Annotated in this window: 14 protein-coding genes; 8 read left to right on the top strand and 6 right to left on the bottom strand. The window is 72.2% G+C overall.

From position 1 onward, the window contains the following. The first annotated feature begins 50 nt into the window (after nucleotides 1-50). On the top strand, nucleotides 51-1034 hold the full coding sequence (locus ACWDD9_RS06810; RefSeq protein ID WP_449810990.1) for an aldo/keto reductase: 984 nt from the start codon (nucleotides 51-53) through the stop codon (nucleotides 1032-1034). Nucleotides 1035-1073: 39 nt separating this feature from the next. On the opposite strand, the gene ACWDD9_RS06805 is transcribed toward ACWDD9_RS06810, so the two are convergent. Both ACWDD9_RS06805 and ACWDD9_RS06800 read right to left on the bottom strand, forming a co-directional pair. Continuing rightward, nucleotides 1074-1784: a DedA family protein gene (locus ACWDD9_RS06805; protein ID WP_449810989.1), complete on the bottom strand. Its 711-nt coding sequence runs from the start codon at nucleotides 1782-1784 to the stop codon at nucleotides 1074-1076. Nucleotides 1785-1920: 136 nt separating this feature from the next. Further along, complete coding sequence (locus tag ACWDD9_RS06800) at nucleotides 1921-3150, bottom strand: saccharopine dehydrogenase family protein (protein WP_449810988.1); 1230 nt, start codon at nucleotides 3148-3150, stop codon at nucleotides 1921-1923. Nucleotides 3151-3234: 84 nt separating this feature from the next. Between ACWDD9_RS06800 and ACWDD9_RS06795 the strand changes: the two genes are divergently transcribed. From ACWDD9_RS06795 to ACWDD9_RS06785, 3 genes are all read left to right on the top strand, one after another. Continuing rightward, the gene (locus tag ACWDD9_RS06795; protein ID WP_449810987.1) at nucleotides 3235-4845 is read left to right on the top strand and encodes a flavin-containing monooxygenase; all 1611 of its coding nucleotides are present in this window, start codon (nucleotides 3235-3237) and stop codon (nucleotides 4843-4845) included. Nucleotides 4846-4916: 71 nt separating this feature from the next. Further along, a complete protein-coding gene (locus ACWDD9_RS06790) occupies nucleotides 4917-5390 on the top strand; it encodes a hypothetical protein (RefSeq protein ID WP_380779070.1) in 474 nt (157 codons plus the stop codon). 103 nt (nucleotides 5391-5493) lie between these two features. Next, nucleotides 5494-6717: a GNAT family N-acetyltransferase gene (locus ACWDD9_RS06785; RefSeq protein WP_449810986.1), complete on the top strand. Its 1224-nt coding sequence runs from the start codon at nucleotides 5494-5496 to the stop codon at nucleotides 6715-6717. A 297-nt stretch (nucleotides 6718-7014) separates the two neighbouring features. Here ACWDD9_RS06785 and ACWDD9_RS06780 read toward each other — a convergent pair whose 3' ends face one another. Further along, the gene (locus ACWDD9_RS06780) at nucleotides 7015-8421 is read right to left on the bottom strand and encodes a COG1470 family protein (protein WP_375873100.1); all 1407 of its coding nucleotides are present in this window, start codon (nucleotides 8419-8421) and stop codon (nucleotides 7015-7017) included. Nucleotides 8422-8636: 215 nt separating this feature from the next. Between ACWDD9_RS06780 and ACWDD9_RS06775 the strand changes: the two genes are divergently transcribed. Continuing rightward, nucleotides 8637-9374, top strand: a complete 738-nt coding sequence (locus tag ACWDD9_RS06775) for a response regulator transcription factor (protein WP_079272162.1) — start codon at nucleotides 8637-8639, stop codon at nucleotides 9372-9374. Between the two features lie 54 nt (nucleotides 9375-9428). Here the strand turns inward: ACWDD9_RS06775 and ACWDD9_RS06770 are convergent, their stop codons facing one another. Genes ACWDD9_RS06770 through ACWDD9_RS06760 form a run of 3 tightly spaced genes read right to left on the bottom strand, consistent with a single transcriptional unit; the run spans nucleotide 9429 to nucleotide 10901 of the window. Then, complete coding sequence (locus ACWDD9_RS06770; protein WP_449810985.1) at nucleotides 9429-9794, bottom strand: VOC family protein; 366 nt, start codon at nucleotides 9792-9794, stop codon at nucleotides 9429-9431. A 25-nt stretch (nucleotides 9795-9819) separates the two neighbouring features. Beyond that, nucleotides 9820-10041, bottom strand: coding sequence for a DUF397 domain-containing protein (locus tag ACWDD9_RS06765; RefSeq protein ID WP_387825292.1), 222 nt, complete (start codon nucleotides 10039-10041; stop codon nucleotides 9820-9822). Further along, nucleotides 10038-10901 (bottom strand): helix-turn-helix domain-containing protein, encoded by an 864-nt coding sequence (locus tag ACWDD9_RS06760; protein ID WP_074002712.1) that lies wholly within the window; start codon nucleotides 10899-10901, stop codon nucleotides 10038-10040. The genes ACWDD9_RS06765 and ACWDD9_RS06760 overlap by 4 nt, the downstream gene beginning before the upstream one ends. Nucleotides 10902-11196: 295 nt before the next feature. Here ACWDD9_RS06760 and ACWDD9_RS06755 point away from each other — a divergent pair, with 295 nt between their 5' ends. The 3 genes from ACWDD9_RS06755 to ACWDD9_RS06745 are packed head-to-tail and all read left to right on the top strand — an operon-like array spanning nucleotide 11197 to nucleotide 11968. Then, complete coding sequence (locus ACWDD9_RS06755; RefSeq protein ID WP_449810984.1) at nucleotides 11197-11565, top strand: ATP-binding protein; 369 nt, start codon at nucleotides 11197-11199, stop codon at nucleotides 11563-11565. Further along, complete coding sequence (locus tag ACWDD9_RS06750; protein WP_449810983.1) at nucleotides 11562-11825, top strand: hypothetical protein; 264 nt, start codon at nucleotides 11562-11564, stop codon at nucleotides 11823-11825. The genes ACWDD9_RS06755 and ACWDD9_RS06750 overlap by 4 nt, the downstream gene beginning before the upstream one ends. Next, on the top strand, nucleotides 11813-11968 hold the full coding sequence (locus tag ACWDD9_RS06745) for a hypothetical protein (protein ID WP_375873106.1): 156 nt from the start codon (nucleotides 11813-11815) through the stop codon (nucleotides 11966-11968). The genes ACWDD9_RS06750 and ACWDD9_RS06745 overlap by 13 nt, the downstream gene beginning before the upstream one ends. The last annotated feature ends 259 nt before the right edge of the window (nucleotides 11969-12227 follow it).

Raw genomic sequence — 12227 nt, 5'->3', positions numbered from 1 at the left:
CCGGAGTGCGGCGTGGTGCGGTGGGGGCGCCGCGTGAGAGGCTCGCCCCCATGGAACAGCGCGTACTCGGCCGGACCGGCCGTCCCGTCTCGATCGTCGGACTCGGCACCTGGCAGCTCGGTGCGGACTGGGGGGATGTCCGGGAGGAGGACGCCCTCGCCGTGCTGGAGGCCTCGGTGGAGGCCGGCGTCACCCTCTTCGACACCGCCGACGTCTACGGCGACGGCCGCAGCGAGCGGCTGATCGGCCGCTTCCTGAAGGACCGCCCGGACGCCGGGGTGTTCGTCGCGACCAAGTTCGGCCGCCGGGTCGAGCAGCGGCCCGAGCACTACAACCTCGCCAACTTCCGTGCCTGGGCCGACCGTTCGCGGGACAACCTGGGGGTGGACCGGCTCGACCTGGTGCAGCTGCACTGCCCGCCGACGCCGGTCTACTCCTCGGACGAGGTGTTCGACGCCCTGGACACCCTGGTGGCGGAGGAGCGGATCGCCTCGTACGGGGTGAGCGTGGAGACCTGTGCCGAGGCGCTGACCGCGATCGCGCGCCCGAACGTCGCGAGCGTGCAGATCATCCTGAACGCGTTCCGGCTCAAGCCGTTGGAGCGGGTGCTGCCCGCCGCCGAGGCGGCCGGGGTGGGCATCCTCGCCCGGGTGCCGCTGGCCTCGGGGCTGCTGTCCGGCCGGTACGACGAGCACACCGTCTTCGCGGCGGACGACCACCGCACGTACAACCGCCACGGCGAGTCCTTCGACCAGGGGGAGACCTTCTCCGGGGTGGACTTCGCGACGGGCGTCGAGGCGGCGGCGGAGTTCGCCGGGTTCGCGCCCGAGGGGGTGAGCTCGGCGCAGACGGCGCTGCGCTGGGTCACCCAGCAGCCGGGGGTGACGACGGTGATCCCCGGGGCGCGCAACGTGGCGCAGGCCCGGGCCAACGCGGCGGCCGCCGACTCGGCGCCGCTCCCGCCGGCCACCCTGGCCGCCGTGCGCGAGCTGTACGACCGGCGGATCCGGGCGCAGGTGCACGGCCGCTGGTGACCGGAAGCGGCGGCGGGCGCCGGTGAGGGGGCGGCGGCGTCAGGGCCGTCCGCCCCGCTGCCCGCTGTCCCGTCGCTCCTGCTCCCGCCGCTCCCCGTCCCGCTGCTCTCCGTCCCGTTGGGCCCGGGCCGGGGTGCGGTCGCCCTCCCCGGACCCGCGTCGGCGCAGGAACCACCAGATGGCGAGGGAGACGACGACGAGCGCGCCGATCACCAGGGCGAGGACCCGGCCGACGGTGCCCTCGACCCGGGCGTAGGCGGCTCCGGCGAAGTAGCCGAGCAGGGTGAACCCGACGCCCCAGAGGAGCCCGCCGAGGGCGTTGAACAGGACGAAGCGGCGGTAGGGCATCCGGGACATGCCGGCCAGGGTGGGCACCATGGCGCGGAAGAAGGCGACGAACCGGCCGAAGAAGACGGCGGCCGGCCCGCGCCGACGGATCAGCTCCTGCGCCTGGTCGACCCGGTTCGCGTGGCGCCGCATCGGGCGGGTGTCGAGGATCCTCGGGCCGAGGTGGCGGCCGATCTCGTAGCCGGCGGTGTCGCCGAGGACGGCCGCGCAGACCACGGCCAGGACGAGCCAGCCGACCGGGGCCCTGCCCTGGTGGGCGAGGAACCCGCCGAGGACGGCGGCGGTCTCGCCGGGGAGGAAGAAGCTGAAGAAGAGGGCGTCCTCGGCGAACACGAGGGCCGCGACGACCACGCACACGACCGGGCCGGACAGGCCGCTCAGCCAGTCGGTGATCGAGTGCATCGGCCACCCCGTTCGGGATCGGCGCCCCTCTCCGCTCCAATGTAGTGCCTGCCGCCCGTCGGGGGCGCGGGGCGAGGTCGGCCGTCATGGCCGCCCCGATCCGGACCGGGGCGGCCGCGGGTGCGGTGGACGAGTCTCACGGGGCCGGGGTCACGTCGATGACCACGCCGTCGCGGGGGCCGTCGTCGCCGGGAAGGTCGGGCACGTGGCGTGCCAGGTCGAGGAAGAAGCGGTCGGCGTCGATGGCCGTCTCCGGCGGGTGGACGCCGGGGCGGCCACCGGTGCCGTCCAGCAGTTGCGCGAGCCCCAGCGCCAGGGGCAGGCCGGTCGCCTCCGCCATGTCGTCGATCAGCGCCGAGGCTCCGGGCGTGTCGGCGAGCCGGGCCAGGACGGTGACGCGGCGGCCGTCGCGGGTGCCCGTGGCGGCGGCGAAGAACGGTGGCAGTGAGCCGGGTCCCTTGCGGGTCATGGCACCCGCGGTGGCCCGCAGCGCGCGGCCCACCGTGGGTTTGGCGAGTGCGGCCGCCGCGGTCTCGTTGGTGAGTCTTCCGGCGTCGATGTCGCGGCGCAGGACGTCGAGGTAGGCGAGCGTGCCCGGGGTGACGACCATGAGGTTGGCGGCCTCGCCGGCCGGTCGGAAGCTGCGGTGCAGGGTGACCGGCTCGGGGTGGCCGACGGTGTAGGCCGTGCCGGTGCGTCCGGCGGACACGGAGAGCGCGACCAGCTGGAGCGGCCGCCGGTGGACGAGCCGTCCGCCGCTGACCATCGCGACCTTCCCGCTGATCTGCTCCATCCAGTGCACGGCGGCCGCGCTGGGGCGCCCGTCGGGGTCGCTGAGCTGCTCGTCGTCCCCACCGCCGCCGGAGACGTCGACGGGCCAGGCGGTGTACAGGTCCTGGACCTGGTCCAGGTGCCGGACGGCACGTGTGGCCAGCAGGTTGCTGACACCGGGGCTGGCGCCCATGCCCACCACGGCACGGATCCCGGCGGCCCGGGCCTCCTCGTCCAGGCCGAGCATCCGCAGGGTCGGCTCCCAGTCGTCGCAGATGTCCAGGTAGTGGGTGCCGGTCGCGATCGCGGCCCGCAGCACGGTCAGGCCGAAACGGTAGTACGGGCCGACGGTGTTGAGGACGGCGTCCGCGCCCTCCAGGGCGGCGTGCAGGGCGCGGCCGTCGGTGACGTCCACCGTCAGCGCCCGCATCGGAGCGCCACCCGTGCCGCCCTCGTCGAGCCGGCGCACCAGCGTCCGGGCCGCCTCCGGGTTCCGGTCGGCCACGACGATCTCGGTGACGCCGGTGAGTCCGGCGGCCACGCGTACCGCCACGGCGCCCATCGCTCCGGGGCCTCCGAGAGCCAGAATCCTCATTCGCCACTCCATCTATCATGAGAGTTACGATCGTTATGTCTACGATAGCATTCAGTTCGAACAGTCTTCGGCCGGAGGGGAACCATGACCGACCCGCACACCACGAGCCCGGCCCCGCGCGAAGCGGCCGGCGCCTCACCCGGACACGTGTCCGTCGTCATCGTCGGCGCGGGATTCGCGGGCCTCGGCACGGCCATCCGGCTGCTGCGGGAGGGCCACCGCGACCTGCTGGTCCTGGAGCGGGCCGACGAGGTCGGCGGCACCTGGCGGGACAACGCCTACCCCGGCTGCGCCTGTGACGTGCCCTCGCGCCTGTACTCGTTCTCGTTCGCACCCAACCCCGCCTGGAGCAGGCGCTTCGCGCCCCAGGAGGAGATCGACCGGTACCTGAAGCACTGCGTCGGCCGGTACGGCCTGGCGCCCCACCTGCGGCTCGGCTGCGAACTGCGCCGCGCCACCTGGGACCCCGAGCGGCTGCGCTGGGAGCTGGACACCAGCGCCGGACCGCTCAGCGCCGGGCTGCTGGTGATGGCCCAAGGGCCCCTCTCGGAGCCGGCCGTCCCCGCGCTGCCCGGTCTGGCCGGCTTCACCGGAGAGGCGTTCCACTCCGCCGGGTGGCGGCACGACCTGGACCTGTCGGCCAAGCGGGTGGGCGTGATCGGCACCGGCGCGAGCGCCGTCCAGTTCGTCCCCCACCTGCAGCGCACGGCCCGGCAGGTGACCGTCTTCCAGCGCACTCCGTCATGGATCGCCCCGCGCCGGGACCGGCCGGTGCCGGCGTGGCAGCACCGCCTGTTCCAGCTGTCCCCGACGGCGCAGCGACTGGCGCGGGGCTGGGAGTACCTGGCACGGGAGGCGACGCTGCCGGCCCTGCTCGGCAACCGCGCCATGTCCGAGCTGGGGCGCCGGGAGGCCCTGGCCCACCTGCACCGCCAGGTCGAGGACCCCGAGCTTAGGTCCAAGCTGACCCCGGACTACGCGCTGGGCTGCAAGCGGGTCCTGCTCTCCGACGACTACTACCCGGCACTGGTGCAACCCAACGTCCACGTCGTCACCGACCCGATCGCGAGCATCGGACCGGACACGGTCCTCACCACCCCGCGCGGAGGCACCCCGGCCGCGTCCGCCGGCACCGCGCATCCGGTGGACGTCCTGGTCTTCGGAACCGGATTCCGGGTCACCGACGCCTCCTACGCGAAGCACGTCATCGGCAGTGACGGACGGTCCCTGGACGAGGTCTGGCAGGGCAGCCCGCAGGCACACCTCGGCACGACCGTCGCGGGATTCCCCAACCTGTTCCTGATGGCGGGACCCAACACGGGCGTGGGACACACCAGCCTCATCCACATGATCGAGTCGCAGATCAACTACCTCCTCAGCACCCTGCGGCTGATGCGGAGCCGCGGTCTGGGCTCCGTGGACGTGCGCGCGGAGGCGCAGCACGCGTACAACGCCGAACTGGAGGAGCGGATGGCCCCCACGGTCTGGGCCGCGGGCGGCTGTTCCGGCTGGTACCAGGACCGCACGGGCCGTGTCACCACCATCTGGCCCGCGTCGACCTGGCGGTTCCGCCGCCGGACCCGGGCCATCGACCCGGACGAGTACGTCCTGACGGCGCCGCGCGTCGCCCCGGACCGGTCCGGCTCCGACGGGCCCGTCCGCGCGGGCGCCGGTGAAGCGCAGCCGGGGTCATGACGGGTTCACACCGCCGCCGGGCGAACGGCTGTGCCCGCGGCCACCGGAGACTCCTGTCCTGGGAGACGTCGGTGGCCGCGCCCCGTACCCCCGCCGCCCGGCTCGTCGCCTTCGAGGCGTCGAGCACCCTGCTCTTCGCGGTGCCGATGCTGGTGGTCACCACGTCAGGCCGGCCCAGCGTGCCCGAATGGGCCCAGTTGCTGGGGCTCGCCCTGCTCCTCACGATGATCGCGGCGCTGGTGCACACGTGTCGGCTGACCACTGCCGAGGGGCTGCGGCTGGTCACCGGTGGGGCCGCCGGGCAGGGCGAGCGGGCGGCCGGGCGGCTGCGCCAACAGGCCGGAGCCGAGCGGCGGTTGGCGTGGCTGCTGGTCCTGTATCCGGCGGTGCTGGCGGTCCTGCTGCCCGTCCCCGACACCTGGGTGCGTTTCTGGTTCTGGTCCACGGTGCTGCTCGGCCTGTCCGCGATGCTCTCGCTCGGCTCGCTGCTGCGCGGCGCGGGCCACCCGGACCGCCGGCACGGAGGGACTTCCGACGCCCCCTGATCCGACGCCCCCTAATTCGGTTGACCCGGTCGCGCGGCCGCGCTGAACTTCGGGGGGCGCCAAACGAAGTGGCGCCGGCAACACGGGGAGGCAGCAGCACCACATGGAGATCCGTTCCACGACCGACCAGGACCTCGACGCGTTCGTCGCCACCTTCCACACCGCGCTGGGGCGCTTCTCGGACGCCCCCGGCGCGGACGGCGGCGGGGTCTGGTGGGCCGCGACCGAGATGGACCGCAACCTGCTCGCCGTGACGGCGGACGGGCGGCCCGTCGGCACCGCCGGTGCGTACACCTTCGAACTCACCCTGCCCGGGCAGGTCGTCGTCCCGACCTCCGGAGTGACGGCCGTCGGCGTCCTGCCCACCCACCGGCGCCAGGGCGTGCTCACCGCGATGATGCGGCACCAGCTCGCCGAGCTGCGGGGCCGGGGGGAGTTCCTGTCGGTGCTGCTGGCCTCCGAGGCCGGGATCTACGGCCGGTTCGGCTACGGCCCGGCGACGTACACCCAGCGGCTGACGGTGCAGCGCCACCAGGCCGCCTTCGCCGCGCCCCGGGCGGTGCGCCTGGCGGCCGGGGCTCAGGCGGGCGGCTCGGTCGAACTGTTCAAGCGGGCCGACTGCGGGCGGATCATCGAGGAGGTCTACGACCGCTACCGCCGCGCCCAGCCCGGCGCGCTGTCCCGGCCGCGCCGCTGGTGGGAGCTGGGCGCGGGCCAGGTGCCGACCGCCCCGACGGCGCGCCACGTCGCCGTCCACCGCGGCGCCGACGGAACGCCGGACGGGTACGCCAGCTACTCGATGGACGGGGACACCCTGACGGTCGACGAGACCATCGCCGTCGACGACGCCGGCTACACCGACCTCGCCCGGTTCGTGCTCGGCCACGACCTGGCCGCCCAGGTCGTGCTCAAGCACGTCCCGGCGGAGCACCCGCTGCGCTGGCAGCTGGAGGACTTCCGCGCCGTCCAGCCGGGCGGCGAGACCGACTGGCTCTGGGTACGGCTGCTGGACGTCCCGCGCGCGCTGACCTCGCGCGGCTGGTTCACGGACGGCGAGCTCGTCCTGGACGTCGACGACCCGTTCCTCGGCGAGCACCACCGCCACCTGCTGACCGTCCGGGACGGGAAGGCCGAGTGCGTCCCGACCGACCGGGAGCCGGACCTCTCCCTGGACATCCGGGACTTGGGCGCGGTCTACCTCGGCGGCACCGCCCCGAGCGCGCTCGTCCGGGCCGGGCACGTCCTGGCCCACCGCCCCGGCGCGGCCGCCCTCGCCGACGCCCTGTTCCGCGCCGAGCGCACGCCGCACTGCCTGCACTGGTTCTGATCCGGCGGCCGCCACCCGCGACAGACACCGAACGCCGGTCCCCGCCCTGGTTGGGCGGGGACCGGCGTTCGGCTTTTCCGGGTCGGGCATCCCGAACCGCCCGTGGGGGCGCACCGGTTGCCCTCAGGGACCAGGCGGGTTGCCCTCAGGGGCAGATCACAGCAGGTTACGGGCGGGTCGGTTTGGTTCGGACGGGTGCACGATGCAACAGTGTCCGTCGGGTATTGACATGGTCACGAGACGTGAGGGGGACGTGGGGGAGGAGCGGGAATTCGGAGACGAACGGCCTGGAAACGCTCAGTTTCCTTGCCGGATGTCGCTCAGGGTCCCGCTGACGTTGAGGAGTTCGTGGCACGTGGGCGCCTGCTTGCCCGAGGCCGGGGTGCCCGGCACCTCGCAGGTCACGTTCGCGGTCACGGCCTGGTCCTCGGGGACCTGGAGGGGAGTCACCCAGTGGTAGTCCTGGTTGCGGAAGGTCTCCAAGGCGATCGTGGTGATGGTCGTGTTGCCGGCCATGATGGTCACCAGCCCCTGGTCGCCCTGGAAGTTGGCGACCACGAGGTCGGTGATGTCGAAGACCTTGCCGTGCGGCACCTGGTAACTGCCGGTCTTGGCGGTTCCGGTCTCGGTCACGACGTCGATCGCGGCGGAGCTCTGCCGGCCGGTCCCCGGCACCGCCAGGCCGCCCGGACCGCCCTGGCTGCCCGGGCCGGTGGTCGGCTTCCCGGCGCCCGGCTTGGTCTGGCCGCCCGGGGTGCTCCCGGTACCGGGGCTGCCCGGTGTGTCACCGGCCGGAACACCGGCGGGCGGGGCCGGGGTGGCGATCTGCTGGGCGACGGCCTTCTCGGCCGCCTGCTTGGCGGAGCTGCGCACCGCCGGGCGGACCAGGGCGAACCAGGCCAGCAGCAGCGCGATCAGCGCCGCCAGCAGCGCGAGCAGCCACTTCGGGAAGATCGGCAGCTGGAGGAACTCGCCGTCCAGCAGCGGCTTCTGGACGGGCGGCTGCGCGGTGCCCGGTGCGGCCTCCGGCGCCTTCTCCTCCTTCGCGTCCTTCCCGTCCCTGCCGGGCTTGCCGTCCTTCGCGTCCTTGCCGTCCGCCCGCTCCTCCGGGCCCACCGTCACCTCGAACGGCCAGGTCGCCTGCTTGCCGAACCAGATCAGCTTGCGGGTGCGCGCCTGCACCCGCACCTCCCCGGACTCGCCGGGCTCCAGCCGCAGCTTCTCCGGCGTGACCCGGAACCGCAGGTCCTCACCGGCCTGTCCCGGAGTGAACGTCACACCGGTCGGAGCGTTGCCGAGGTTGCGCACCGAGGCCCGGTAGCGCCCGCGCAGCCAGCCGCGGCGCCGGCGCGGGGCCAGCGCGGCCTGAAGTTCCTGGAACGGCGTCACGGTGACCGTGGCCTCCGGCACCGTCACCAGGTCGGGGCGCTCGACCGGCAGCACCCGGATGCCGAGCGGGAACTCGCCGGCCCGGGTGGCGGGGGAGCGAGGCGGGGCCAGCCGGACCGTCACGGTCTCGGACGTCCCCGGGTACAGCGAGACCCGGGCCGGCTCCACCTTCGTCCAGCCGGCACAGTCGCCGACCACCTCGAACGTGTAAGCCTCGACGATGTCGAGGTCGTTGCGGACCGTCAGGGTCGTGGTGGCCACGCCACCGGGGGCCACCGTGAGTGCTGGCAGGCCGAGTTCGGCGGATGTGGTCATAGCGTGACGGTAGGGCCGTACCGCGCCGGAGAAGAGGGCCGTACGGGCAAGCTGGGGGCCACACCCCTTGCCCGTACGGACCGACCGGAGACCCCGCCCGGTCCCGTCGCGGGCCCGGCCCGGCTCCACGTGACCCGCCCCCAAGCCCCCGGCCGGCACCGCCCCGCGGCGCCCGGCCGTCACCCTCGCAGGCACTTGCAGAATGGAGCAGTTCGATGACGTCGACCGATACAACCCGTGAGGAAGCCGTCACAGCCCGCCGCACCACGGTGGCACCGAAGCCCGCCGGCGCCGCCGTCCCGCGCGTACCCGCCCAACTCCGCGGCAGGCCCAGCCAGGTGCGGGTCGCGGTCTACGCGGAGGACCTCATCCTGCAGACCGGCGTGGTCCAACAGCTGCGCCAGCGGCCCGAGGTCGTCCTGCTGAACGAGAGCGAGGCCGGGCAGGCCGAGGTCTCCCTGCTGGTGGTCGACGCGCTGACGGAGACGGTGACCGAACACCTGCGGCGGCTGCGCCTCGCCACCACCGGCCGGATAGGCCTGGTGGTGGGGCACTTCGAGGCCGGCGGGCTGCAGACCATCGTGGAGAACGGGGTCGCCGCCGTGCTGCGCCGCTCGGAGGCCGACCAGGACCGGCTGGTGAACCTCATCACCGCCCTGGCCAACGGGGAGGGCGTGATGCCCGGCGACCTGCTCGGCGAACTGCTCGACCGGATCGGCATCCTCCAGCGCACCATGCTCGACGGGCGCGGCCTGACCCTCTCGACGTTAACTGCACGGGAGGCGGAGATGCTGAAGCTGGTGGCGGAGGGCTTCGACACCAGCGAGATCGCCGCCAAGACGTCGTACTCGGAGCGCACGGTGAAGAACGTGCTGCACGAGATCATCACCCGCCTCGGCCTCCGCAACCGGGCCCACGCCGTGGGGTACGCCATGCGGCGCGGCCTCATCTAGCGGCATGACGGTGCCCCGCCCGGGTGGGCGGGGCACCGCGTGGAGCGGAGGAGTTCACGCGGGGGACATGACCTCGTAGAGGTTCCCGGCGTCGTCGGTGAAGTACAGCCCGCGAGGGCACAACGGGTGGTCGGTCCGGCCGTTGCCGGGCTCGCGGGGATCGTCGCCGTAGGGCACCTCGGCCTCGCGGAGCCGGGAGAGGATCCCGTCGAAGGAGGCCGGGTCCACGTCGAAGGCCAGATGATGGCCGACCGGGTCCTCGACGGTCATGAAGTCCAGGGTGAGGGAGTCGTTGACCCGCACCGGCGCGAAGTGCCGGTCGGCGCCCTGGTAGTCGAGGCCCATGACGGAGGCGAAGAAGAGGGCTGCCGCCTCGTTGTCGACGGCCGGAACGATGGTGTGGTTCAGGGATATGGGCATGTGAGCCTGCTTCTCTATTCGGTGATCAGAGCAGCCCGAAGTCGAACTCTCCGGTGGCGACGGCGGCGAGGAAGGAGGAGTGGGCCGCGCGGTCGAAGGCCAGGGCGGGGCCGGAGGGGTTCTTCGAGTCACGGATGTAGGAGACCGGCTCACCCAGGGCGAACTCGACGCAGTTCGTGGACTCGTTGCTGTGTGATGACTTGCGCCAGACTGCGGCGATGGTGGCTGCGTTCGGGATGAACGTCATGTGAGCTTGTCTCTCTGTTCGATGATCAGGGCGAGGGAGTCGTCGAGGCCCAGAGCATCCGCTCGGATGGCGTCGAACTTCGCCGAGTACAGCGCCACATCGGCGGCGTCCTCGACCCAGAGGTCGTTCAACGCGCCCTCCACGAGGACGACGTCGAGATCCTGCCGTTGCGGAAATCCGAGGATGGAGAAGGCACCGCCCATGCCATGGTGCGCAGGTGCACCAATGGGCATCACCTGGATCTTGACGTTGGGCTGGCTTGCTCTGTCGGCGATCCTGGCGAGTTGCTCAGCCATGACCTTCGGTCCGCCGACTCCGGACCGGATTGCGGCTTCGTTTATCACTGCCCACAGCGCGAGCGGTTCGGCTCGGGTCAGCGCGCTCTGGCGTGCCATGCGGACATCGACGAGTGCCTCGACGTTGACTCCAGGGCGGAGAGTGAGCTTCCTGATGATCTCGCGCGCGTAGGCGGGAGTCTGAAGAAGACCTGGGATGAAGAAGCCTTCGTAGGAGCGCATCGATGAGGCGCTTGCCTCCAACGAGATGAGGTTGCCAAGCGGCTCCCCGATGTCAGCGCTGTAGCTTTGCCACCACATTCCGCGCTGTGCGCCACGCTTGGCCAGATCCACGAGCGCGTTGATCAACTCGTGGTCCTCGCACCGGTAGAGGGCGAGGAGTCGCTTGACGTCATCGACCTTGGTGGCACCCCGGCCGTTCTCAAGGCGGGACAGCTTCGGCTGGCTCATCCCGCTCAGCGCTTCGGTGACTTCCTCATGCGAGAGGCCGGCTTCCTCTCTCCGGCGGCGGAGCTCGGCCCCGAGTTGCCTCCGCCGAACCGTCGGACCTGTTGCTCCGCCCATCCCCGCCCTCTCTGAGCTTCAGTGGACCAGTCTGCCTTCCCGGCGGGCACGTTCGCCACCGGCTATGGCCACTGTAGGGGCCCTGCTGGGCGTTCGATTTGAATATATCCAAAACATCATGACGAGTTGCCAAACACAGACGCCTGGCCCCATGCTGTGTGTGACGGGCTGCACACTGACAGCAATTGCTGGATGATTCGTTGTGTGCACACGTCGCGATCATGCTCCGGGTCGACTCTCCTGACTGATCATCGGTCGCTCGGAGTCATCTCTCGACTCCCATGGAGGTTTCTTCGTGTCTCCCCTTGGACTCCCCCCTGACTGGTCGGCCGCGCGCGAAGAGTTGCGCGAGCTCACGGCGCGCGCCGGGTGGGACGCCGACCTGGTCGCCGATGCCGAGGTCGCGCTCCTCGAACTGTTCGTCAACGCCTGGCGCCACGGCGGCAGTGCGGCGCCGCTCGTCGTCATCGCGCTGCTCGACCACGTGCTCCGGGTCTCGGTCAGCGACGGCAACCCCATCGTCCCGATCCGGCGGGACGGCTCCGACCTCCTCGCCGTCTCCGGCCGGGGTCTGCGTCTCGTCCGCTCGCTCACTGACCGCTTCGGCACGGAGTCCCGCAAATCGGGCAAATCCGTCTGGTTCGAGCTGGACGCCGCCGCGTGACCGCCGACCACCGCCGCCCGACCGGGCCGGCCGACGCGATCATGCGCACCTACACCGAGCCGGAGGTCGCCTCCCTGCTCGATGAACTCCACGAGCGGGGCCGCAAGTTCGGCCTCCTCTGGCCCGGCGCGGCCACGGACCACGTCGGGGTCGACGGCCGCGTCTCGGTCCGCTTCGGCACGGCTCCCGCCAGTACCGTGCTCAACCTCCTCGCGATCCTCCGGCACTACGAGAGGACCGAGGCCCCGTGCGACTCCTGATCGACCTCGTCCTCCCGCTCCTCCTGCTCCTCGCCATCGCCGTCGTCGGCCTCGGCGCGGTCGCCGTCCTGCGGATGCCCCACCGCCCGGATGAACGCGCCGCAACTCCCAGCCCTGGCCGAGACCGCCAACCGGTGGCCTGAAGCCCGACCCGCCCACGCCGCCCGGCCGGACCCGCCGGGCGGCGTGGGCGTGCGCGCAGGAAGTCGGCCCGGCCGACTTCCTGCGCATGGTGCTGCTCGGGTTGAACTCGGAATGCCGGTCGTCCAGTTGTCGTGAGGCCCAGCCGGTAGGTTCTCGGATCCTGTGCCAGTTCTCAGGCGCGATGTCATCCGACCGGTCGAACTGACACGGGATTGAGAATCACTGTCCACAGCAGGTAGTTTGCGGAGGACAGAGAGA

Source organism: Kitasatospora sp. NPDC001119, from assembly GCF_053598475.1.
Note: the sequence above shows the minus strand (reverse complement) of the source record. Positions and strands in the feature narration are given on the sequence as shown.

What these genes read in the sequence shown, in the direction of transcription:
- ACWDD9_RS06810 (WP_449810990.1), top strand. Translation starts at nt 51, where the DNA reads ATGGAACAGCGCGTACTCGGCCGGACCGGCCGTCCCGTCTCGATCGTC.
- ACWDD9_RS06805 (WP_449810989.1), bottom strand. Translation starts at nt 1,784, where the DNA reads ATGCACTCGATCACCGACTGGCTGAGCGGCCTGTCCGGCCCGGTCGTG.
- ACWDD9_RS06800 (WP_449810988.1), bottom strand. Translation starts at nt 3,150, where the DNA reads ATGAGGATTCTGGCTCTCGGAGGCCCCGGAGCGATGGGCGCCGTGGCG.
- ACWDD9_RS06795 (WP_449810987.1), top strand. Translation starts at nt 3,235, where the DNA reads ATGACCGACCCGCACACCACGAGCCCGGCCCCGCGCGAAGCGGCCGGC.
- ACWDD9_RS06785 (WP_449810986.1), top strand. Translation starts at nt 5,494, where the DNA reads ATGGAGATCCGTTCCACGACCGACCAGGACCTCGACGCGTTCGTCGCC.
- ACWDD9_RS06780 (WP_375873100.1), bottom strand. Translation starts at nt 8,421, where the DNA reads ATGACCACATCCGCCGAACTCGGCCTGCCAGCACTCACGGTGGCCCCC.
- ACWDD9_RS06775 (WP_079272162.1), top strand. Translation starts at nt 8,637, where the DNA reads ATGACGTCGACCGATACAACCCGTGAGGAAGCCGTCACAGCCCGCCGC.
- ACWDD9_RS06770 (WP_449810985.1), bottom strand. Translation starts at nt 9,794, where the DNA reads ATGCCCATATCCCTGAACCACACCATCGTTCCGGCCGTCGACAACGAG.
- ACWDD9_RS06765 (WP_387825292.1), bottom strand. Translation starts at nt 10,041, where the DNA reads ATGACGTTCATCCCGAACGCAGCCACCATCGCCGCAGTCTGGCGCAAG.
- ACWDD9_RS06760 (WP_074002712.1), bottom strand. Translation starts at nt 10,901, where the DNA reads ATGGGCGGAGCAACAGGTCCGACGGTTCGGCGGAGGCAACTCGGGGCC.